We start from the raw sequence: 23,428 nt of genomic DNA on the forward strand, positions 1-23,428 counted from the left end.
CCAGGCTGTGATCGGTTCTGCCGATCCAGCAATGATTTGTCATGATCGCTTGACGTCAGATTTAACGGTGTTTTTTCCGCTTCCATGAGTAGCTGATCACGGATACGGCATAAAAACACGACCGGCAGGGTCCAAAAAACCTGTCGGTTTTCTTAAAAGACGGTCATCCACTCACAGGGAGCTTGAGCCAGACATTGACCCCTTCCGTCTTGCGTCTCTTTTCCGCCTGTCTTGCCATGCCGTTCATGGCCGCCACTGCCTATGCGCAGGGGTCTCCGTCCCCCGTGGTCGCCAATGCCACCTATGGCGCCGTCAATGCCGGCCAGCAGCCCTCGGCCCTGACCCAAGCCTCTCTGTCGGAGGTGCAGAAGGATACGTCCGTTGCCCCGCTGCCGAAGCCGGAGGCCTTGTTCGTCAATCCATTCGGGGTGAATGCCTGGCTGCGTGAGCATGGCATTGCCATATTGCTCGATAACACCAACGAAATGTCGGGCATGATCACGGCCCCGACCAAGGGGCTCGGTCTGCGCCAGGGGGCGAGCAATACCGGTCAGTATTCGATGGAAAACGACATCGACTGGGAGCGTCTGGCGGGCTGGACCGGGTTTTCGACCCATGATGTGATGGTTGGCCGTTACGGCATTCCCGTGAGCCGCATGTTTGGCGACAACCTCAACCCCAGCCAGGAAATCTATGGCAGTGGCGGCAACGTGGTCGTCCATCTTGTCTATGCCTATGGTGAAGAAACGCTGTTCAATGACCGTTTCAATGTGGCGGCAGGGCGCATGTCCTTCCTGTCCGATTTCTCGGCCAATCCGCTCTACTGTAACTTCATGAACAATGCCTTCTGCGGTAACCCGAAGGCCTCGAGTGACAATACGGCTCACGCCTCCTATCCCGATGCCAACTGGGCGGCGCGGTTCCGGATCAGGCCGAGCGAGAACACCATCCTGCAATTCGGTGTCTATTTCACCCAGACCCAGGCCATTTATGGCAATGCCCAGATGCGTACGGGCTTCAAGTTCAACGGCGCGACGATCGATGGTGAGGCCATGCCGGTCGAATTCATCTGGGAGCCGCGCTTTGGTCACGATCATTCGCTGCCCGGCCATTACAAGGCAGGTTTTGCGTATGATACGGCAGACCACAAGGACAACTACTATGACGGCAATGGCGACGCCTTTGCGCTGAGCGGCCTCAAGCCGCGCAACGTGCATGGCGCCTGGGCAGCCTGGGGGCTGGTGGATCAGATGGTCTATCATCACCCCGGCCAGGCCCCCGATGCCGGCGTCACCCTGATCGGTGCGGCCTATTTCAACAAGGCACAGACCGCGACGCGCGCAGACCAGCTCTCGATCGGTGTGCTTGATCGCGGGTTCTGGAAGTCGCGCCCGCTCGATGGCGTTGGCGTCAATTTCTCATGGACTCATGTGTCTGACGACCTGACGCGTTCGCAGCGCCTCTATGCCATGCAGGGCCTGCCGATCCCCAACGGGTCGCTCTTTCCCCAGACCAGCGCCTATGTAGTGGAAGCCACCTATCAGATTCATGTGCTGCGCGGTGTCACCTTCGCGCCTGACTTCCAGTATTATTTCAACCCCGGTGGTCAGAAACAGCTTAACAATCAGGCACTTCTCGGCTTCAAGAGCCACATAGAAATCTTCTGAAAAACTGGCGGGAGAAACCCGCCCCCTCTCTCGATTGTTGCATCTGCCCCGGCGACAAGCTGAGCCGACAGATCGAGAGAGGCGCCCATGACGCATACGATACCCGCCCTTGCCCGGGCGCTCTCGCCTGAAGGCCCGCTCGACGGGTTCTGGCCCATTGAGGATTATGCGGCCCTCGGCGATGGCCGATGTGTGGCTCTGCTGGCGCCCGATGGCAGTGTCGACTGGCTTTGCGTGCCCAATATCGATTCTCCGCCCATGTTCGACCGCCTGCTGCATCGCCCGGGTGGTTTTTTCCAGATACGCCCTGTCGGGGCCTATACCGCAACACGCCGCTATCGCGAGGACAGCAATGTTCTCGAGACCCTGATCGAGACCGAACACGGCACGGCTCGGCTGACGGACTCTCTGAACAGCACACTCGCCGGGCGCCTGCCCTGGACGGAATTCGCTCGACGGATCGAAGGCGTTTCGGGTCGTATGACCTTCATCGTGCGTTTTCGCCTTGGGACACGCTGCGGCACCGTAGCGCCCTGGATACAGGAGACCGAAAACGGGTCGATCTTCCATGTTGGTTCGGTTCTGGCGCATCTGGTGCATACAGAGAACATGCGCCTGACCCGCGAGGAAGATGACGCCATAGAGGCCGAGATCGTGGTGGGGGAGAAGACCCGAGCGCTCATAGCCCTGGTCGCCACAGAAAACGAACCTCTTGCCGTGCCATCCGTGGAAGAGATCGATGCCCGCATCGAGACGAGCGATTCCGCGTGGCGCAACTGGGCCAATGACCTGCATTATGACGGCCCCTATCGCGAACAGGTGCGTCGCAGTGCGCTCGCCCTGAAGCTGCTGCTCTATTCATCGAGCGGCGCTATTGCGGCGGCAGCCACCACATCGCTGCCCGAGCGTCTGCGCGATGGCAAGAACTGGGATTATCGCTTTGCGTGGATACGCGACGCTGCCTATGTCGCGAATGCCTTCCTGCGACTGGGGGCTGTGGCAGAGGTGAAGGCGGCGCTGGCCTGGCTGGTGCATCATCTGGGCGAAGAGGGGCCTCTCGTCATGTATGGCCTGTCTGGCCAGCGCGTCGAGGACGAAACGCGTTACGACGAGGTCGAGGGCTATCGTGGGGTCAAGCCGGTCGTCAGCGGCAATAGGGCGTCGGGTCAGCATCAGCATGGCATCTATGGTGATATTTTCGAGACCGCAGCCTTGTTCGTCTCACGCGGTAACCTGCTCGACCAGAAGACGGCCCAGCTTCTGGCCGATCTCGCGGATCGCTGTGCCGATCACTGGCGACAGAAAGATGCCGGTATCTGGGAACTCACTGAAGACCAGCATTACACCATGTCGAAGATCAGCTGCTGGCAGGCGCTTGATCGTGCCTGCCAGATGGCGGCACGTGGCCATCTGGCAAAAGATCGCGCCCCGCGCTGGGCCCGTGAAAAAGAGCGGATCATGGCGTGGATAGACAGCGAATGCTGGTCGGAAAAACGTCAGGCCTATCTGTTCTATCCTGGCTCTGATGCGCTGGATGCGTCCATCGCCCTGGCTGTGCCGTTCGGCTTTGACCGTGACAAGCGTATGCGCGCGACGCTGCACGCGATCCGCGCGGAGCTGGGAAGCGGGCCATTTCTGTATCGCTATACCGGCATGCAGTCTGAAGAGGGGGCGTTTCTTGCCTGCTCCTGCTGGATGGTCGAGGCTCTGGCCCTGCTGGGTGAAAAAGAAGAAGCCGATACGCTGTTCGCAGAGTTTTTGGCGCGGCTGCCACGCAATACCGGGGTCATTGCCGAGATGATCGACCCGCAGACCGGCATGTATCTGGGCAATACACCGCAAGGGCTGAGCCATCTCGGCGTCGTGCATGCGGCCTGCGCCCTGGCAGGGAACAGGATGAAAGCCTTCGATCTGTCCTGAGGGGCGACGCGATGGCGTGAGCTTTATTATCAGTTGTTAATGCTTGATCTCGATCAAAAACCACAGGATCGAGATGCGGCATAACCAGTGCCGAGCCAAGCCTGACGGAAGAAGCAGGCAGCTCATGCGGCGCCCCAAGGGGCCGGGACGCATGACCGGTCAGGCTCCCCGCGAGCGCGCCTGTTTTGACCAGGCCTCCTCGGCAAGACTCAGGAGAAAAATCATGAAGCCACCGAGCGACAGGGCCAGTCCGACCCAGCCGACAGAGGTCCAGCCCAGATCATGGGCGATGGCAAGTCCTCCGAGCCACGGCCCGATAGCATTGGCTGTGTTGAAGGCGCTTTGATTGAGCGCGGCAGCCAGGCCTTCAGATCCGGTTGCGACACTCAGCAGGCGCGACTGCACGACCGTGGAAAGCCCGCCACTGGCGCCGATAAGGAAAATCACGACTGTCAGAGGGATGACGGCTTTGGCAGCAAACGGGAAAGCCGCCATGGCGACAGCGCCTGTCAAAAGAACGCCCCCCATTGTGGGCATCATTCTGTGATCTGCCAGCCAGCCGCAAAGCAGTGTTCCGGCGGTCATGCCAATACCGAAAACAGCCAGCATCGGGGGCACGGCACTCTCCGGCAGATGAGTGACATGATCCATGATCGAGGCAAGATAGGTATAGACGCAAAAGATCCCGCCAAATCCGATCACACCTATCCCGAGGGTGAGCCAGACCTGCTTCACCCGCAGGGCATTCAGTTCTGCCCTTATTGTGGCGTCGGGGCAGGGGGGCTGATGCGGTACCAGAAAACGGATGAGGCACAGGGTCAGAAGTGCCAGGGCGGCAATGCTCACGAAAGTCCATCGCCACCCGACGTAGAGACCGATCATGTTGGCCATGGGAACGCCGGCGATGGTGGCAATGGTCAGACCGAGTATGACCCGGCTTACCGCCTGAGACCTCTTGCTGGCCGGAACCAGCGAGGCCGCGACAAGCCCTGCCACGCCAAAATACGCGCCATGAGGCAGACCCGTGATGAAGCGAAAGACGAGCAATGCGTAAAAGCTTGTTGCCAGGGCGCTCAAGGCGTTCCCGGCCGCGTAGAGCAGCATCATGCCGATAAGGAGGGTCTTGCGGCTGAAACGCGCACCGAAGACCGCAAGGAGCGGCGCGCCTATACTGACGCCTGCCGCATAGGCAACAATTGTATACCCTGCCTGGGGCTCGGAGATGCCAAGAGAACGGGAAATCATGGGCACGAGGCTCATCGCGGCAAATTCTGCCGTCCCAATCGCGAAGGTCCCCAGCGCCAGTATGATGAATATGGCTGTTGTCATTATGCCTGAAGCGCGAGGCGCACTCTGGTTTACGGTCATGCTCGGTGTCAGTTCTTCTGTGTCTGGTTTGCCCGGTCCTGCCTGCTGGAAGTCACTGGTCTTTGAGGGATGGATAATCGGTGTAGCCCCGGTCATCGCCGGTATAGAAAGTCGTCGGATCGGGCGTGTTGAGCGATGTTCCGTTTTTCAGTCGTTCGACGAGATCCGGGTTGGCGATGAAAAGACGACCGAAAGCAATGGCATCTGCCTGATGGCTCTCGATGGCCTGGGCACCTTGTTCCGGTGAGAAGTCGTCATTGGCTATGACGGGACCACCAAAGAGTGTCCTGAGGTTGGAAAGCTGGCTGTCGGCTCCCTGACTCTCCCGGATGAACAGGAACCCGACCTTCCTTTTACGCAGCTCCGTTACGACATGAGTAAAGAGGGCAACGGCATTGCTGTCGCCCATGTCGTGCTCTTCGCCGCGAGGGCGCAAATGGACGCCGATACGGTTTTCGCCCCAGATTTCGGTAATTGCATCGACGATCTCGAGCAGAAAGCGTGCCCGGTTTTCGATCGTGCCCCCATAGGAGTCGGTTCTCCGGTTGGTACTGTCCTGCAGGAACTGATCAATGAGATAGCCATTCGCAGCGTGGATATGCACAGTGTCAAAGCCTGCCTCGCGGGCGTTGAGGGCAGCCTTGCGATAGTCATCGACGATTCCGCTTATTTCGTCAGTGCGCAGGGCGCGAGGTGTTGGGTAGGGGCGCTTCGGGCGCAACAGCCGGACATGTCCCTCGGCCGCAATGGCGCTGGGGGCGACGGGCAGATTTCCTTCCAGATATACCGGGTCGGAAATGCGCCCCACATGCCAGAGCTGTGCGGCAATGCGGCCGCCAGCAGCGTGCACGGCCTGTGTCACTTTCCGCCATCCCTGTATCTGGGTATCGGACCAGAGGCCGGGTGTGCGTGGATAGCCCACGCCCTGCGGTGAGATGCTCGTCGCCTCACTGATGATCAGACCGGCCTGTGCGCGCTGGGCATAATATGTGGCCATCAGATCTGTCGGAACGCGGTCATCACTGGCGCGGCTTCTTGTCAAAGGCGCCATGACAATACGATTGGGCAGGGTCAGCGCGCCGAGGCGCAAAGGTGTAAAGGGAGTTGTCATGATTTTCCCCGGAAGTGTTTCAGACACTGAAAGGGAGAGAGTAATTGTCCGGCAATCTGACGTAAGTGTCGTAAATGTCGTCCTGGGGTAGAGAATTTGTCTGCAAACTTTATGGGAGATCCGTTCTCTGGCGTCAGGATCTTTGTCATGGCGGTGCAGGAGGGGAGCTTCAGCAAAGCCGCAATGCGTCTGGGTCTGAGCAAATCGGCAATCGGCAAAAGTCTTCAGCGTCTTGAAGCCCGGCTTGGTGCGGAGCTTCTCCAGAGATCGTCCAAGGGGATCACGCTCACTCCGGATGGTGAGCGTTACTACGCGAGATGCCGCATCGCTTTCGATGAACTTGAACAGGGTGAGCAGGAGGTGCGGCTCAATGAGAACGAACCTGTCGGTACGGTTCGTATCGACATGCCGGCCTCATATGGCCGAAATGTCGTGCTGCCCATCCTGCTGGAGCAGATGGCCCGTTATCCCGGTCTGAAGCTGGTGATGAGCTTCAATGACAGGATCGTCGACCCGATAGAGAGCAGGAGCAATCTCTCCATCCGTTTCGGGCCGATAAGGGATACTCACGAGATCATGGCGCGGCGACTCTCAATGCAGAAGCTGCTTTTCTGTGCCAGTCCCGGATATTTCGAGGCCTGTGGAATTCCTGACACGCTGGCAGCGCTCAGCCGGCACAGATGCCTTGTCGGATTTTCAGATCAGGCGCCGCCGCGCTGGGCGGTCAGACTTGAGGATGGCGAGTCGGGTTATATCATGCCGCCAGCGACGCATCAGATTGGTGATGGCGATGCGATTGTCCGGGCAGCGCGAGCCGGATGTGGGATCTGCCAGCTTCCGGAGTTCATGGTGAGCGAGCCCATTCGCGATGGTTTGCTCACTTCCGCGCTGAGCCAGCATACAATTTCCACCCCGGTGACGCTTCTCTGGCCCGCGACATGTCGCCTGCCACACCGGGTGCGTCATCTCATCGACGTTCTGAAGGAACGCCTCGGGTAGGAAGGGTCAGCCCAGACCGGCACGCCTGGCTGCTTCCCGCGCCAGATCAAGGGCGTGAAGGCGAGGGGCGAGATCGTAGATCGGCAGGGCCATCATGATTTCGTCGAGGCGGTGGCGCTCCACATAGTGGCTCAGCCCTGCAGCAACGTCATCGACCGTGCCAACGAAGCTTGTCGACAGGACTTCGTCGAACTGACGGCTGATCTCCGGTCCCCAAGGCAGGTTCTGAACCGCGACCGGGTGAGGAAAACGCCCCGGCGTTCCCTGACGCAGCGCTGCCATGTAGAGGCGTCGCGACGTCGCCAGATAATCGGCTTCTTCATGGGTATCGGCCGCAACGATGTTCATCGCGAGCATGACATGAGGCGCCGCAAGACGCGATGAGGGGCGGAATCGCTCCCGATAGAGCGCGATGGCCTCTTCCATCATCTGGGGGGCAAAATGCGACGCAAAGGCGAAGGGAAGGCCGAGGGCTGCGGCGAGTTCGGCCGAGAAAAGCGAGGAGCCCAGTAGCCAGATGGGGATATCGGCGCCTGCGCCCGGTGTCGCCAGAATGCCGGTCTGGCTGTCATCTCCGGCGAAATAGGCCATGAGTTCCAGCACTTCCTGCGGAAAGCGTTCTGCCCCCTCGCGGTTGCGTCGTAGCGCGCGCAGGGTTCTCTGATCAGACCCCGGGGCGCGGCCCAGTCCGAGATCGATGCGACCCGGATAGAGCGCATCCAGCGTGCCGAATTGTTCGGCGATGACCAGAGGCGCATGGTTCGGCAGCATGATGCCGCCAGCCCCCACACGGATACGGGATGTCGCTGCGGCAAGGGCGCCGATCACAACGCTGGTTGCCGCCGAAGCGATGCCGGGCATGCCATGATGCTCTGCCACCCAGTAGCGTTGAAAGCCGAGCATTTCGGCCTTCTGCGCCAGCAGGCGTGAATCCGAGAGGGCGTCGGCAGCGCTGCCGGTTTCACGGATGAGGGACAGATCGAGAATGGAAAGCGGTGTCATTCTCCCGATATGGGGAGGGGTTCCGCCGCTTGAAAGATCAGTCCTTCTTCTCGACCTGCTCTGCGAGGGTCTCGACCGCAGGAGCCGCCGAACTGCGCGTATAGATGGGGGCAGGGGTCGCGCTATGGGCAGCTTCCATGAAGCGGTCGGCGAGAGCGCCGTAAAGCGCGTGTTTGCAGATCATGCGCGACACACCGAAAGCCAGGAAGGAGGTCGCCATCAGCGCAAGGGTTACCTGCTGGTTGTCGCACATTTCCATGACGATGACGGTCGCGGTCAGCGGCGCCTGCACCACGGCCGAGAAATAGGCCACCGTGCCAAGAAGAACGACAGCGCCCGGTGTCGTATGGGGAAGATATTGCTCGATCCAGCCGCCGATGCCGGCGCCGACCGAGAGCGACGGGGCGAACAGGCCCCCCGGAATTCCCGAGCAATAGGACACGACAGTGGCAATGAATTTCAGCACGAAGAACGAGGCGGGATAATGCTCCGATCCGTCGATGATGGCACGTGCCTGCATATAGCCTGTGCCATAGGTCGCGCCATGCGAGACAAGGCCCAGCAGAGCCAGAACAAAACCGCAAAGGGCGGCAAAGGCCACAGGGCGCGCCTTGATGAGCGCACCGATACGCCCCGGTACGCCCTTCGAAAAGCGGATAAGAAGCGCAGAGAAACTGCCGCCTGCAATGCCGCCGACGATGCCGCAGGTCAGTACCGCAATCCAGGCTGTGCCCAGCGGGACGTCGACATCGGTGTGACCGAAATAGGAGTAGTTGCCGACCAGTGCGATGGCCGTCACACCTGACAGCACGACCCCTGTCAGCATCGTGCCGGAAGTTTTCTGTTCGAAGGAATGCGAGAGTTCCTCGATGGCGAAGACGATTCCCGCCAGCGGGGTGTTGAAGGCAGCCGAGACGCCTGCCGCACCACCCGCCAGAATGGCGCCGCGTCGGGCTGAAACGCTCGCCGTGCCCAGCAGGCGCGAGAAGCCATGCATGATGGCCGCACCGACCTGTACGGTCGGGCCCTCACGGCCGATCGAGGCGCCGACCATGAGACCAAAACAGGTCAGAACGATCTTGGCGAAGGCGATCCTCAGCGAGAGCACACGATTGACGATCGAGAAATTCTCGATGTGCAAGGTTGCGATGGTTTGCGGAATGCCGCTTCCCTGGGCGCCCGAAAAGAAGCGTCGTGTCACCCAGGTCGAAAAGGCGAGCCCGGCGGGAACGACAACCAGCATCACGTAAGGGTCCCAGTGCAGCAGGCGCCCGCGCGCGCGCGCGGCCCAGTCTGCCGTGCCGGCAAAGCCGACAGCCACCACGCCCACCAGAACGGCACCAAGCCAGTAGGTGAGGGTACGACGCCATTGCGACGTCGTTCTACGCGCGGAACGGCGGAGATGCTGGATGCGGTTCTTTTGCCGCAGAGCGGTGCTTGGGCGCATGAATGCTCGCCTGTCTGGAGATCGGGAGGCACCGACCGGTGTGGAACGCTCCTGCCAGCACCGCGGGCGACAGGTCAAGAAACTCTCGTCTCAAAAACCTAACGACGCTGCGAGCATCCGGTTCTGTCCTGAAACGATCTTATGCCAGTACCGGGATGCCCGTCTGCTTCGCCTTTTCCTCGGGTTCGACATGAATATGGATGAGGGCCCGCCCCAGATGGCGTCTGAGCGCGTGCTCGACCCGATCGCAGATGTCATGGGCATCGGACACGCTCATGGCGCCGGGCACGACGAGGTGAAATTCGATGAAGCTGACACTGCCTGCCGTACGCACACGGATATCATGCGCTTCTATCGCGCCGGTGGCGTGTTCCGAAATCACGACGCGGATCATCTGCAATGTGTCCGAATCGGGGGCTTCATCCATCAACCCGGCTATGGAGTGCTTCATCATGTCAAAGCCCACGCGCAGGACATTCAGGGCGACGAGGCCGGAAAGCAGGGCGTCGAGACGGGCATAACCGGTGAGCGGAATGAGCGCGATACCGACCACCAGCACGACAGTGGTCCAGACATCGGAAATGACGTGGCGGCCATTGGCGGTAAGGGCTGGCGAGCGTTTGAGGCGCCCCTGACGCACAAGAACGAGCCCCCAGACGAGATTCACCACCCCGCCCAGCGCATTGAACACGATGCCACGCCAGGGGGCGATGTCGGTATTGGGAAGAAGCCAGCTCTTCCATGCAACCCAGGCGATACCGATTGCGGTCAGCACCACAAGGACAGCTTCGGTCACGGCGGAAAGATATTCGGCCTTGTCGTGCCCGTAGGTGTGATTGTCATCGGCCGGTCGCTGGGCAACGCTGAGCGCCCAGAGCGCGCCGATGGCAGCGGCGACGTTGATGATGGTCTCGAGCGCATCCGACAACAGGGCCGCGCTGCCGCTCACGCGCCAGGCAATGTATTTCAGCCCGAGCGCGATCAGGCTGACGAAGAGCGAGACCCAGCCGAAAACGATCTTTTCGGGTTGCTTCAGCATGAGATGCCGCTGCCGCCGGGAGAGGTGCTGCAAGGCGCCGTGCCGCATGGATAGGCACTGCCGGGGGCCTCGATCTGGAATGTGGCGTGGCCAATACGGAAACGCTTTGCGAGCATGATCGATGCCTCGCGCAGGAGCGCATCTTGGCCACCGGCAGGGGCGGCACTGACCAGATGGACAGTCAGGGCCGTATCGGTCGTGCTGAGCGACCAGACATGAAGATGATGCAGGTCTTCAACGCCTGGCAGGGCGCGCAGGCTCGTGGCGACCTGCTCGAGGTCGATACGCTCCGGCACGCCGTCCAGTGCCATGTCGAGTGAGGCGCGCAGCAGCGACCAGGTGCCGAAGATGATCGAGATACAGACAACCAGGCTCACGATGGGATCGAGGATCGTCCACCCCGTCAGCATGATGATCAGACCGGTAATCACGACTGCAAGCGACATGACGGCATCTGCCGCCATATGCAGGAAGGCGCCGCGTAGATTGAGATCGTCCTTGCCACCCTTCATGAAGAGCAACGCCGTCGCCCCGTTCACCACGATGCCGCCAAGGGCCACCAGCATGACGACGCGGCCTGCGACCTCGCCGGGATGAATGAGCCGGGTGATGGCCTCCCAGACGATACCGCCTGTCACCAGCAGCAGAAGCACGGCATTGCTCAGGGCAGAAAGTATGGTCGAGCGCTTGAGACCGTAGGTGAAACGCGCGGTGGGCGCCCGCTTTGCGAGGCTGTGGGCAAGCCATGCCGCGCCCAGCCCCAGCACATCGGAGAGGTTATGCCCGGCATCGGAAAGCAGGGAGAGCGAATGGGCCAGAAGCCCCCAGACCGTTTCGGCAACGATATAGGCGACGTTCAGCGTGACGCCGATCAGAAAGGCCGCGCCATAGCTGGCAGGCTCGTGAACATGCCCGTGCCCGTGGTGATGGCCATGATGATGCCCGGCATGATCGTCATGGTCATGGTCATGGTCATGGTCATGGTCATGGTCATGGTCATGGTCATGAGCGTGGTCGTGATCATGGGAGCAGCCCTGATTGGGCGCGTGAGGATCATGACCCGCATGATGGGCATGGTCGCAGGGCGTTTCGGCCATGGGGCACTTTCCGTAAATCTCGCGAGACCGCTCCTATACGGCATCAGCATGGCTCAAGCCAACATGAACCATGCAGGGTTATGGCAAGACCCCGTGAATTATCGTCTGCGCGTCATCGAGGGAAAATAACGTGGCAGCATCGGGGGTAATTACGATGTTACAGAGTTGTTTCCAAATATTGGTGGATCGATCTGATTATTCTCACTTTATTCTTTCGATGGCTTCGTGAGTTTTGTTTCAGTCGGGCAAATAAGGAAGGCAGAAAGGGTTTGTCATCAAAAACGTCAATTTCGTCGTTGAATTATTGGCTCTGGTGGGGTGGTATGCGGGGGCCGTGCATAACGGGTTGAATGTTAACTATTTTATAACGATTTCAGGGGCTTTGGCGACTTGCCCCGTATCGGTGGTTCCGGTTTGATCTCTCTTCCATCCCGCTCGCGTGTTTCCAGGCTTCGCCTTTTGGAAGGACCGATCATGAAACCTTGTCTGACCGCTCTGGCTCAGCCGGTTTTCCGCGATGCCGGTGCGGCGCTGTGACACTAACCGGTTTGCGCAATATCGGTCCGGCGGCGCTCAAGGATCTCGCATTGCTCGGCATTACGACACGCGAGCAACTCGCATCCTGTGACCCCGATATTCTCTATCAGCGCCTGTGTGTTCAGACAGGCCAGCATCACGATCCCTGTGTTCATGATATCTTTTCTGCCGCCATTCATCAGTGCCGCACGGGTGAGGCGCTCGATTGGTGGCATTTCTCGGCCGCACGCAAAGCAAGACAAAGAAACGGCGTCTTCGTCGCCACGACAATAAAGACAAGGAAATAACAATGCGATCAGCCCGTATCTCAGCCACGGCCATCCTGTCGATGCTCGGGTTGCTCGGATCTTCTGCCCTGGCGGCTGATCCCCTTGTCTATGCCCCGATGGACCCTGTCCGCATGTCGGAGGTGATCAAGACCCTGGCGTCTGATCCGTTCGAGGGGCGTGCTCCCGGAACGATCGGAGCCATCAAGACGGTGAATTATCTGGTGGCGCAGTTTCAGGCGATCGGGCTGCAGCCCGCCGGTGAGAACGGCGGCTGGACCCAGGAAGTCCCGATGGTTCACACGAAGATTGCGCCTGAGAGCGTGGTCCAGTTCCGGGTGGGGCAATCAGAACCCGTAATATACAGGCAGTTGCAGGAAATCTACCTGACGACGAATATGCCCTCGTCGCAGATCAAGATCACCGATGCCCCTCTTGTTTTCGTCGGTTACGGCGTGGACGCGCCTGCGCGTGACTGGGATGATTTCAAGGGTGTCGATCTCAAGGGCAAGATTGCGGTCATCCTGATCAACGATCCCGATTTCCGCGCCAAGCCGGGCGAGGCTGTTTTCGACCGTTTCGGCGGTCGGACCATGACGTATTACGGGCGATGGACATACAAGTTCGAGGAGGCAGCCCGGCGGGGAGCGATCGGTGCCCTGGTTGTTCATGATACCGAGGCTGCAAGCTATCCCTGGAGCACGGTCACTGCGCCGGGCGGCGAAAATTTTGCACTCGAGAAGCAGGGTGCGCCAGACTCGTTGCTGTTGCAGGGCTGGATCGAGGGCAAGGCCGCTCATGAGCTGTTTGCGCGGGCCGGGCTGGACCTGGACGCGTTGAGCGAAGCAGCACGTCGCCCTGATTTCCGCCCTGTAACTCTTCCTTCTACCAGCCTGACGACGAGCTTTGATGTGGCGACCACCCACCTTCAGAGCCGCAATGTCCTCGCCAAATTGCCGGGCACAACTCATCCTGATGAGACGATCATGTATGGCGCCCATTGGGATGCGTTTGGCAAGGGCAAGGGGCCTCATGGAGAGGCTATGATCCGCCGTGGGGCGATCGATGACGCCTCGGGTGTGGCTGCGGTGTTCGAAATTGCCCGCGCCTTCAAGGAAGGGCCGGCACCGGAAAGAACAATCGTATTTGCGGCCTGGACGGCGGAAGAGCGTGGCCTTCTGGGCTCGACCTATTATGTCGAACATCCCCTCGTCTCCCTCGAAAAGACGGTGGCCAATTTCACCATCGACGTCTTGCAGATGGGGGGGCTGTCTCACAACGCCTTCATCGTCGGCGCCGGACAGAATAGCCTGCAGGACGATTTTTCGACCATTGCATCGTCTCAGGGGCGCGTGACCCAGAACGAGGTTCTGCCTGAGCGCGGCGCTTTCTATCGCGCCGATCATCTCCCTTTCGCCCGGGCGGGCGTGCCGGTTCTGCCGATCATGGATTTGGCGGGTTACCCTGACCTGCTCAAAGGCGGTGTGCCTGCCGGGCGCAAATGGCTCGAGGGCTACATGGCCTGCTATCACCAGCCCTGCGATGCCTGGAATGCGAGTTGGGATCTCAGCGGTGCGGCAGAAGATGCGGCCGCCCTGTATGAAGTCGGTCGTAGCCTTGCCTTCTCGCGTATGTGGCCGAGCTGGAAGCAGGGGTCGGAATTCAAGGCCGTTCGTGACCGCACCGAGGCACAACGCCCTGCACTTTGAAAAACAGGAGACAGATTGCCTTTCCTGACGGGCGGGAGAGGCAACAGGGGTCTTGGCTGCTGGTTGAGGCAGCCTATTCTTTTCTTGACAAAGCCCCTCTCTCCATGACTTCCAGCCGACATGATCCGGCTTACCGAACTCAGGCTTCCCCTCGACCACTCGACCGATGCGTTGCGCGAGGCGATTCTCGCCCGGCTGAACATCGATAGCGCAGCGCTGCGAGATTTTACGGTCGCGCGTCGCGGCTATGATGCGCGCAAGCGCGGGCGCATCGTGCTTGTCTACAGCGTTGATTGCACGATCAACGATGAAGCGGCGGTTCTCGCCGCTCATGAAAACACGCCTTCAGTCATGCCGACCCCGGATACGTCTTACGTTCTCCCGACCGTCACGTCGGAAGGGGCGGGCGGGCCTCGCCCCGTCGTGATCGGTGCAGGCCCTTGCGGTGTGATGGCGGCACTCATTCTGGCCCAGGCGGGACTGCGTCCGATCGTGATCGAGCGTGGCAAGATCGTCCGTGAGCGTACGGTCGATACCTTCGCCTTGTGGCGCCGGTCGGAATTGACCCCTGAGAGCAATGTGCAGTTTGGCGAGGGCGGTGCCGGGACATTTTCCGACGGCAAGCTCTATAGCGGCGTCAGTGACCCACGCCATCTGGGCCGCAAGGTCATGGAGGAGTTCGTCAAGGCAGGCGCGCCGGAGGAAATTCTCTACGTTTCCAAGCCCCATATCGGCACGTTCCGGCTCGTTTCCATGGTCGAGCATATCCGCGGGGAAATCGAGCGTCTGGGGGGCAGCTATCGCTTCGGGGTGCGCGTTGACGGGCTGATCACCGAGGGTTCGCCCCGTCGGATGAAGGGGCTACGCCTCTCTGACGGCACAACACTCGAGACGGATCACGCCATTCTTGCGGTCGGGCACAGCGCACGCGACACGTTCGAAATGCTGCGAGAGGCTCAGGTGCCGATGGTGGCCAAACCCTTCTCGATCGGGGTGCGGATCGAGCATCCGCAATCGCTGATCGATTGCGCCCGTTTTGGCGATCAGGGTGGCCACCCGCTTCTGGGGGCGGCCGATTACAAGCTGGTGCATCACGCGAAGAATGGCCGGGCCGTCTATTCCTTCTGCATGTGTCCCGGGGGCACGGTCGTAGCGGCCACCTCCGAACCCAATCAGGTCGTGACCAACGGCATGAGCCAGTATTCCCGTGCCGAGCGTAATGCGAATGCCGGTATCGTGGTCGATGTCTCGCCAGAGCGCGATTATCCCGACGATGTGCTGGGAGGTGTCGCTTTCCAGCGTCACTGGGAGCGTGCGGCTTTCGTTGCGGGTGGCGGGGATTACAAGGCGCCGGCCCAGCGGGTGGAAGACTTCCTTGCCGGGCGTCCTTCGACGACGCTTGGCGATGTCGTGCCCTCATACAAGCCGGGCGTGACGCCGACCGATCTGTCTCTTTGTCTGCCGGATTTTGCTGTTGAGGCGATCCGGGAGGCGCTCCCCGCTTTCGGGCGCAAGCTCAAGGGGTTCTCGATGGGGGATGCCGTTCTGACTGGCGTCGAGACCCGCACGTCATCACCGATCAGAATGCCGCGCGGGGCAGATGGTCAAAGCCCGGGCATTGCAGGGCTTTTCCCAGCGGGTGAGGGGGCAGGTTATGCCGGGGGCATTCTCTCAGCGGGTATAGACGGCATTCGCGCAGCGGAATGGGTCATCCATGCCCTCACGGGCAGTCCCGTCTGAGAGGCACCGCATTCAGCCGGGATCAATGCCTGCGTTGAATGACAGGATGTCTGCCGCTCCTCGGCAAGCGCACCGCGCGGCAGGCCTGTCCGACTGTCCGATCTGCTGTCGTGCCTGCCGGATCGGGCGTCAGCGGCGTATCTCCTGGGGCAGAAAGCGACTCTTGACCCGGGATGCTTCCAAAAAATGGTTATCAACCGTCAATAAATGTAAACTTTCTCGCTAAACGTTATTTATTTTTGCCACTGCTAACAATGCCTTTCCAATTTACCCACATAATGTGCCATTGAGACGCTAATAACAGATAATCTGACCCTGGCAGCCCGTTATGCGCGGCCTGTCAATTTCGCGGAAGACGCGGGTGAAATCGGATGCACAGAGGGATGAATAACGGCGAGATGGGCAATGGCGACGCAGATTAGCGGTAACTGGGTGGCCAGTAACGTTGGTGGTCAAACCGTTTATGTCAGCAACGGCGTCACTATCAGCGGCCCTGTGTTGTTCACCGGAGGGGGAACGCTCACGGTTGCGAGCGGTGCTACCGTGTCTGGCCTTTCAGCCGTAGCTTCAGGTGGTTACCCAACCGTCGTCGTATCTGGTGGCTCATTGATCGATTCCACCGTCGATAACGGTTACCTTCGTGTGTCAAACGGTGGTGTTACGAGTAATGTAAGCGGGATCTCGACTGAGACCAACTACTATTCGGGTTCCACGTCCCTCGATGAGACCTATTCCTGGGTCTCGCCTTATGATCACAGCCCGGTCAGATTTTCTTCAGGCGCGGTGGCGAGCAATGCGCATATTTCCAATGGCGTGAATGTGTATGTGAGTTCGGGAGCGACCGTTAATGGTCTCGAAGTAACATCGGGCGCATCTGTGCTTGTCAGCTCCGGTGCCGTGCTGAGCAGCTTGTCGATCACCGCAGGCGGCTCTGCTACTATTCTCGCTGATTACGGTGCGCCCAGACCCTTGACGACAACGCCCACGAGTAATGTCTCTGTTCTCCGCGGCACCTGGTCAGCAGTCAATTCCGGAGGGGTAACCGTTTATGTAAGCGGTAATGTTGTCAGCCAGGGCCCGGTACGAATGAGCGGAGGAACCCTGATCGTGATGAGCGGCGCCACCGCCTCAGGGGTCAGCGGATCCAACCAGGGAGGATATCCGGTCGTCTCTGTCATGTCTGGCGGTACCTTGCTGAGTTCGGTCATTACCAACGGGTATCTCTATATGTCTTCGGGCGGAGCGAGCGTTGGAAATTCCTATAATTCGCTCGTTGCGACGATCAGCGCCGGGGCGACGTCAATCAATGACATCTATTACAATTCCGGCTTTACCAATGACACGATCTATGTTGCCAGCGGGGCGACGATGTATGGTGCTGAAGTCGCCAGTGGCGTCCTGATTTACGCCTCGAGCGGTTCGACGCTCAAGGATCCGGTGGTTGTATCCGGTGGCAGTCTGACCATAGCGGGCGGTACGGTTATCACGTGTTTTTTGGCCGGTTCACTGATTGAGACCGAAGCTGGCGAGAAGGCAATTGAGGATTTCACCAAAGGTGATCTGGTAACCGTCTATCGTCATGGAATGCCCGGATCCGAGCCGGTCATTCATCTGGTCAAAGACCGGGTTATGGTTCGCCGTCATCTCCCCGATGATGAGGCAGGCTACCCTGTGCGTATTGCCGCCGGCGCGTTCGGACCGGGGCAGCCCTATCAGGATCTGCTGGTGACAGCCGAGCATTGCTTCTTTTTCGAAGGGGCCTTTGTACCGATACGCATGCTCGTCAACGGGGTGAGCATTGCCTATGACCGCAGCTTCGACTCCTATGAATATTATCACATTGGCACGGCAGAGCATGGGATCATCCGTGCCAATGGCGTGTTGTCTGAAACGCTGCTTGATGGTGAAAATCCGGCTCTTTCAGGACGCGCCGATATCAAGGTCTATTATCGTGCCTGGGCGCAGGATGCCGCCGCTCCCTTGCGCACGGATCGGGAGTTCGTCGCGCCGATCTACGAGGCGATCTCTGCGAGAATTGGCGATGGAGCGATCATCCGTCGCGATATGGTGCTGGAGCATGATCCGGGCCTCCACCTTGTGACAGAGGGAGGGCTGCGTATCCCGTGTGCGCGCAAACAGGGCGAAAACGCCATGTTCCTGATCCCGCCCGACGTGCGTGAGGTATGCATTGCGTCCCGTGTGGCCAGACCCGTTGATATTGAGGGGCCCTGCCGTGACGATCGGCGTAAGCTTGGGGTTCTTGTCGGGGATGTCACGCTATATTCCGCGACAGAAACCAGACGCCTTGAAGATCATCTCCGCGCCCTCGATATCGAGGGCTGGGCGCCTCTGGAGACGTCGGAACATCGTTGGACGACAGGTGAGGCCGCAATATTGCTTGGCGACCGCAAGGAGGAGGAGCCTGCCGTACTTAGCGTCACAATACGCGCTGGTGGCCCCTATCTGCCTGACACCGGCAAGGAAGGTCAGCGTTTCAAATTCTAGGGCGATGCGTTTCTGTTCAGAATTGCGGCAATCTTCTGCGTGGGAGATCGCTCAGCTCTGGACAATCAGACGAATTTCCGGTCTCGGCACAGAGGCGGTCCGTACAGGGGCCTCGAGCGGCTTGTGCATCTCGCCTCGTTTTCAACCCCATGACGGCAAGCGGTAGACCACGGTCATTGTCGCTACGATAACCGTCACAGCAGAACTCCCGGCGAGTGCTCGTACAGGGCCGCGGAATGAGGGCAAAACATCACCCCATCATGTGCCTCTGATTACCCAGTACCCAGAGCGTTCCTCCCACCATGAGGGCCACAATCAGGAGCGAAAACAGGATCAGCTGCAGATCGTCACGATGCGAGCGTGACAGATCAATATGCAGGAAAAACCGGAAATGAACGATGACCTGACACAACGCGGCTATGGCGATCAGCCAGAGGAGTGACGCTTTCGGCAACAGCCCGAGCATGACCCCTCCGAAAGGGAGGGCAGAAAGTACGACGGCCAGAATGAGGCCAATCACGTAGCCATGCAGTTCCTGTCGGCGCTCCGCTTCGTGGTGATCGCTCATGACAGCACTCCAAGCAGATAGACAATCGAGAAGATCCCGATCCAGACGATATCGAGAAAATGCCAGAACAGGGCGAGGCGCATGAAGCGTGTCTGCACCAGCGGGTCGAGACCGAACCGGGCTGTCTGTGCAAACATGACAAGCATCCAGAGACAGCCGCTCGTGACATGCAGCCCATGCGTACCGATCAGGGCCCAGCTGGCAGAAAGCCAGCCCGACCGTGAGGGAACGCCCCCTTTCGCCGCCATGGTCATGAAATCATGCAGCTCGAGCGACAGGAAGGCGAGGCCAAGCAGCAGCGTAATGGCAAACCAGAAAAGCGTCTTCTTGACGGAGCGATCATAGCGCATCGCCAGAGTGGCCAGCCCGCAGGTGAAGCTGCTTGCGAGCAGAGCGACCGTTTCCCATGCGGCGGAAGAAAGATCGAACAGTTCATGAGGGCCGGGACCACCCGCGAGGGAGTGGCCCATCGTCGCATAGGTGACGAACAGCATTGAGAAAATGATGAGATCGCTCATCAGGAAGACCCAGAAGCCGAACAATGCCTCCTCGGCCTGTGAACGGGCTTCTTCCTGATGCGAGGCGGGAGCGGCATTGCTCAGACGGATGCCGATATGACTTGGCCCCTTGCCCTGTACGGTTTGCGCCATCAGATCGGCTCCTTGACCAGGCCGTTATTGGCGGTCGTGAACATGGCATCGTCGTCGATGAAAGCGGTCTCGCGCAGCGTGAGCAGCCAGCGCTCTTCATTTTCCCTGATCTCGGAAGCCGGGACGATATAGGTCGTATTGCGATTGAAGCTGCGCAGGATGATCGCGCCGAAAAACACGGCGGCGCCCAGAATGACCGCCCACCAGATATGCCAGGTCAGGGCAAAGCCGAACACACCACCTGCCACGCAGCAGACAAAGCCAACCGGTGTGTTCGAGGGCAGCTCGATATCGAAATAATGTTCCGGCGCCCGCCAGGCATCGCGATGTTTTTTTGCTTCGTGAAAAGCATCGACACAGTCGATTTTCGGGATCAGGGCAAAATTATACTCTGGCGGCGGAGCTGCAATCGACCACTCCAGAGTGCGTCCGTTCCAGGGGTCGCCTACGGGCACGGCAAGGGCCTTGCGGTTTTTGATGCTTGTCCAGAGCTGAATGACCATGCTGACCAAAGCGCCGAGCACCAGAAACGCACCGCAGAGGGCAACCCAGAGATAGGGGCGATAAACGGCTTCGAAAAATTCCTGGCTGCGTCGCGGCATGCCCAGCGCGCCGACGATATAGAGCGGCATGAAAGCCAGAATGAAGCCGCCCACCCAGCAACCGAAAACAATACGTCCCCAGCCTTCATGAAGGCGAAACCCGAAAGCCTTGGGAAACCAGTAGTGATAGGCGCTGAGCATGCCGAAAAGCAGGCCGGGGATGAGCATGTTATGAAAATGCGCAACCAGGAAAAGCGTATTATGCACCTGATAATCGAAGCCGGGATTGGCCAGCATGACCCCGGTGGCGCCCCCCACGACAAACAGCATCATGAACGCGCAGGCATAGAGCATGGGCACGCTAACCCTGATACGCCCGCGTACCATGGTCAGCAGCCAGTCATAGACTTTCACGCCGGTAGGGATGGCAATCAGCATGGTGGCAATGCCGAAGACGGCGTTCACATTGCCGTCCTGCCCCATGGTGAAGAAATGGTGCAGCCAGACCGTAAAGGACAGGACCGCGATCGAAACAGTCGCCCAGACGAGCGAGGTGTAGCCGTAAAGCCGTTTATTGGAAAAAGTGGCGATGGTTTCGGAATAGACGCCAAAAGCAGGCAATATCAGAATGTAGACCTCAGGATGGCCAAAGAGCCAGAACATGTTGATGTAATTCATCATGTTCCCACCAAGCTCATTGGTGAAGAAATGCATATCCAGATAGCGATCCATGGCCAGCATCAGCGTCGCCACGGTCAGGGGCGGCATGGCAAAAATCATCAGGATCGAGATGCACAGAGCGGTCCAGGCGAAAAGCGGCATACGGAAAAGCGTCATGCCCGGCGCGCGCTTCTTGTAGATTGTGACGGCAAAATTGATGCCGGTCATGGTGTTGCCGACCGAGCTCAATGTCAGCGCCCATATCCAGTAATCCACCCCCACGCCGGGGCTGAATGACAACTCCGTATAGGGCGGATATCCGGTCCAGCCCCCTGTCGAGAACTTGCCGATGCAGAGCGAGATCATCAGAAGCACGGCACCCGCGCTGGTCAGACCGAGGCTGATCGAGTTCATGACCGGAAAGGAGACGTCACGCGCACCGATCTGGAGCGGCAGAACGAAATTATAGATGCCGATCAGAAACGGCATGGCCATGAAGAAAATCATGATCGTGCCGTGGGTCGTGAAGAGCTGGGCAAAATGCTCGGGCGGAATGAAGCCGGGGTTCTGATACGCCACGGCCTGCTGCGACCGCATGACAACCGCCTCGACCACAGCGCGGGCCAGCATCACGAAAGACACCACAACATACATGATGCCGATTTTCTTGTGGTCCACGCTTGTCAGCCAGTCCGACCAGAGCGCGCGCCATCCTTTCAGCCAGGTGACGAATACCAGCACGGCCACGGCGCCCAGAACCACGATCGAGGCGGCAAAGGTGGCGATGAGGCTGTAGAAGGGCAGGGCATCATAGCCAAGCGAGCCGAGCAGGAAGTGACGCAAAGGCTGATCTCCGGTCTTTTGGGCGTCGCGATAGCGACAGCAGGGTTAGGCTCGATCAGCCGGAATGAGGGAGCATCGAGGCGTCGTAATGCATCACGATGCCTTGGAAGAAACGGTCTGGAACCGAAGAGAAAACCGCATCCGAGGCCTTTGGGTCGTGCAGAAGGGTCTGAGCCGATTTGCGGCCGGTTTCCTGTCTACGCAGGACGTCATAGCTCTGTGTATCGAGCTGCAGGGGGCTCGAGCCGGCCTTTGTCAGCCACTGCGCAAACTGATCGGCAGAAACGATATCGACAGGGAATTTCTGATCCTGAAATCCCATGCCGTTGAACTGCGTGTTCTCGCCGAGCAGGCGACCTGTTCGGTCTGCCTGAAGATGGAGATGCGTCACCATGCCCGCCATGGCGTAGATCTGGCTGCCGAGTGAGGGGATCAGGAAAGACTGCATCGTGGCGTCCGAGGTCAGGTGGAATTCGACCTCCCGCTCTTGCGGCAGCACGAGGTGATCGAGGCTTGCCACATGCGCTTCAGGGTAGATGAAAAGCCATTTCCAGTTCAGGGCCACCACCTCGACTTGCAGCGGCGGGGCATCACCAATGGCACGCTCGGGGCTGAAGCGTCGCTCGGGCCCCCAGACCAGGAGCGAGAAGGCAATGACGACAACTGCAGGAAAGCCCCAGACCAGAAATTCGAGTGGAAGGGCGAAATCCCAGTCCGGCAGAAACCGTGCCTTGCGATTGGAGGCGCGGTAATGCCAGAGGCAGAGCGGAACACCGATCAGCACGGGCAGGATCACCAGAAGCAGCCCGCCTGACAGCAGAAGAAACCAATGTTTCTGAAGTGCCGCGATCGGCCCGGCCGGATCGAGAAAGGAGATGTGGTCTGCCTGACACCCGCCAAGAAGCAAGGCAGGAAGAAGCAGCGCAAATCGGCCATGGCGCAGGGCCGAAGCGATCGGTCGGGTTCTCGTCACGTTCGGTCTGTTCCATGAGCAAGGGTCGGGTTTAACAACTCGAAACCGTGATCAGCGTTTCCCCTTCTGTTTCATAAAATGTCTTTTCATTTGTCCGCAGCATGCCCGTGTGATCAGCGAGACGCGATGAAGTGGCCGATTTGCAGGGGGCTGTTTCAGGCGTAAGGTGAGGCACAGGCAACTCATGCAGCGCTGTGACGTCTGAACAGCAAGCCTGATCGAACAAGAAGGAGGCGAAGGTCATGTTCCCACGTTCTTTTGCGGCTTTTGCCGCGTCCCTGTCCCTTTGCCTCGTCCCCCTGACGGCTTCGGCTGCGACGAACCCGGCGTCTGGCATGGCTGCCAAGCCGCCTGTGCCGGGCACGTCAGCGTCTTCTGCTGCCCCTGCGGCGACACCTGCCACGCAATCGACAATCAGCTTCACGCTCAAGGAAGTCGGTGGCGGGCTGGGGTATGAATGGGGCAAGGGCGTCTTGCATCATAACGGCAGGGATATCCCCTTCGAGATCGGCGGGGGCGGCATCGCTTCTCTTGGCTACATCACGGTCAAGGGCACGGGCACCGTCAAGGATCTGGCACGTCTCGATCAGTTCGATGGCACCTACTGGACCGTCAAGGCAGATGCCGCCATTGGCTCGGGTGTCGGGGCAGCCGTGCTTGAAAACCAGTATGGCGTGAAGCTTGATCTCAAGATGAACATCTCCGGTGCCCATGTAGGGGCCTCGGTGATGCGCCTGCGCTTCAGGCTTCTGCCCGAGAAAACCGAAAAGCTCGTAGCGCAATAA

18 protein-coding genes are annotated in these 23,428 nt (G+C 59.4%); 8 read left to right on the forward strand and 10 right to left on the reverse strand.

Going from position 1 to position 23,428, the window contains the following annotated elements:
• The first annotated feature begins 182 nt into the window (after positions 1-182).
• Positions 183-1,667 carry a carbohydrate porin gene (locus AA105894_RS13920; protein ID WP_229719756.1) on the forward strand — a complete coding sequence of 495 codons (1,485 nt, stop codon included), beginning with the start codon at positions 183-185 and terminating at the stop codon, positions 1,665-1,667.
• Positions 1,668-1,754: 87 nt separating this feature from the next.
• Positions 1,755-3,587 (forward strand): glycoside hydrolase family 15 protein, encoded by a 1,833-nt coding sequence (locus AA105894_RS13925; RefSeq protein ID WP_267312291.1) that lies wholly within the window; start codon positions 1,755-1,757, stop codon positions 3,585-3,587.
• Positions 3,588-3,746: 159 nt separating this feature from the next.
• Here AA105894_RS13925 and AA105894_RS13930 read toward each other — a convergent pair whose 3' ends face one another.
• Positions 3,747-4,916 (reverse strand): MFS transporter, encoded by a 1,170-nt coding sequence (locus tag AA105894_RS13930; RefSeq protein WP_267312292.1) that lies wholly within the window; start codon positions 4,914-4,916, stop codon positions 3,747-3,749.
• Positions 4,917-5,007: 91 nt separating this feature from the next.
• On the reverse strand, positions 5,008-6,066 hold the full coding sequence (locus AA105894_RS13935) for an alkene reductase (protein ID WP_267312293.1): 1,059 nt from the start codon (positions 6,064-6,066) through the stop codon (positions 5,008-5,010).
• A 111-nt stretch (positions 6,067-6,177) separates the two neighbouring features.
• Between AA105894_RS13935 and AA105894_RS13940 the strand changes: the two genes are divergently transcribed.
• On the forward strand, positions 6,178-7,065 hold the full coding sequence (locus AA105894_RS13940; protein WP_267312381.1) for a LysR family transcriptional regulator: 888 nt from the start codon (positions 6,178-6,180) through the stop codon (positions 7,063-7,065).
• A gap of 6 nt (positions 7,066-7,071) precedes the next feature.
• Here the strand turns inward: AA105894_RS13940 and AA105894_RS13945 are convergent, their stop codons facing one another.
• The 4 genes from AA105894_RS13945 to AA105894_RS13960 form a co-directional block, all read right to left on the reverse strand.
• Complete coding sequence (locus AA105894_RS13945) at positions 7,072-8,067, reverse strand: LLM class flavin-dependent oxidoreductase (protein ID WP_267312294.1); 996 nt, start codon at positions 8,065-8,067, stop codon at positions 7,072-7,074.
• 37 nt (positions 8,068-8,104) lie between these two features.
• Positions 8,105-9,514 carry a chloride channel protein gene (locus tag AA105894_RS13950; protein ID WP_267312295.1) on the reverse strand — a complete coding sequence of 470 codons (1,410 nt, stop codon included), beginning with the start codon at positions 9,512-9,514 and terminating at the stop codon, positions 8,105-8,107.
• 139 nt (positions 9,515-9,653) lie between these two features.
• A complete protein-coding gene (locus AA105894_RS13955; RefSeq protein WP_267312296.1) occupies positions 9,654-10,553 on the reverse strand; it encodes a cation diffusion facilitator family transporter in 900 nt (299 codons plus the stop codon).
• The gene (locus AA105894_RS13960; RefSeq protein WP_267312297.1) at positions 10,547-11,650 is read right to left on the reverse strand and encodes a cation diffusion facilitator family transporter; all 1,104 of its coding nucleotides are present in this window, start codon (positions 11,648-11,650) and stop codon (positions 10,547-10,549) included. Before AA105894_RS13960 ends, AA105894_RS13955 begins: the two co-directional genes overlap by 7 nt.
• Before the next feature lie 533 nt (positions 11,651-12,183).
• Here AA105894_RS13960 and AA105894_RS13965 point away from each other — a divergent pair.
• From AA105894_RS13965 to AA105894_RS13980, 4 genes are all read left to right on the forward strand, one after another.
• Positions 12,184-12,474, forward strand: coding sequence for a helix-hairpin-helix domain-containing protein (locus tag AA105894_RS13965; protein ID WP_267312298.1), 291 nt, complete (start codon positions 12,184-12,186; stop codon positions 12,472-12,474).
• 2 nt (positions 12,475-12,476) lie between these two features.
• The gene (locus tag AA105894_RS13970; protein ID WP_306414317.1) at positions 12,477-14,162 is read left to right on the forward strand and encodes a M28 family metallopeptidase; all 1,686 of its coding nucleotides are present in this window, start codon (positions 12,477-12,479) and stop codon (positions 14,160-14,162) included.
• Positions 14,163-14,282: 120 nt separating this feature from the next.
• On the forward strand, positions 14,283-15,902 hold the full coding sequence (locus AA105894_RS13975; RefSeq protein WP_267312299.1) for an NAD(P)/FAD-dependent oxidoreductase: 1,620 nt from the start codon (positions 14,283-14,285) through the stop codon (positions 15,900-15,902).
• 405 nt (positions 15,903-16,307) lie between these two features.
• Positions 16,308-18,407 carry a Hint domain-containing protein gene (locus tag AA105894_RS13980; protein WP_267312300.1) on the forward strand — a complete coding sequence of 700 codons (2,100 nt, stop codon included), beginning with the start codon at positions 16,308-16,310 and terminating at the stop codon, positions 18,405-18,407.
• A gap of 250 nt (positions 18,408-18,657) precedes the next feature.
• Here the strand turns inward: AA105894_RS13980 and cyoD are convergent, their stop codons facing one another.
• The 4 genes from cyoD to AA105894_RS14000 form a co-directional block, all read right to left on the reverse strand.
• On the reverse strand, positions 18,658-18,975 hold the full coding sequence (cyoD, locus tag AA105894_RS13985; protein WP_267312301.1) for a cytochrome o ubiquinol oxidase subunit IV: 318 nt from the start codon (positions 18,973-18,975) through the stop codon (positions 18,658-18,660).
• Positions 18,972-19,625: a cytochrome c oxidase subunit 3 gene (locus tag AA105894_RS13990; RefSeq protein ID WP_267312302.1), complete on the reverse strand. Its 654-nt coding sequence runs from the start codon at positions 19,623-19,625 to the stop codon at positions 18,972-18,974. Before AA105894_RS13990 ends, cyoD begins: the two co-directional genes overlap by 4 nt.
• Positions 19,625-21,658, reverse strand: coding sequence for a cbb3-type cytochrome c oxidase subunit I (locus tag AA105894_RS13995; RefSeq protein ID WP_456304020.1), 2,034 nt, complete (start codon positions 21,656-21,658; stop codon positions 19,625-19,627). The genes AA105894_RS13990 and AA105894_RS13995 overlap by 1 nt, the downstream gene beginning before the upstream one ends.
• A gap of 67 nt (positions 21,659-21,725) precedes the next feature.
• Positions 21,726-22,643: a cytochrome ubiquinol oxidase subunit II gene (locus AA105894_RS14000; RefSeq protein ID WP_267312304.1), complete on the reverse strand. Its 918-nt coding sequence runs from the start codon at positions 22,641-22,643 to the stop codon at positions 21,726-21,728.
• A 242-nt stretch (positions 22,644-22,885) separates the two neighbouring features.
• On the opposite strand from AA105894_RS14000, the gene AA105894_RS14005 reads away from it, so the two are divergent.
• On the forward strand, positions 22,886-23,428 hold the full coding sequence (locus AA105894_RS14005; RefSeq protein ID WP_188426186.1) for a hypothetical protein: 543 nt from the start codon (positions 22,886-22,888) through the stop codon (positions 23,426-23,428).

The organism is Asaia spathodeae NBRC 105894, assembly GCF_025994195.1.
Lineage (GTDB): Bacteria > Pseudomonadota > Alphaproteobacteria > Acetobacterales > Acetobacteraceae > Asaia > Asaia siamensis.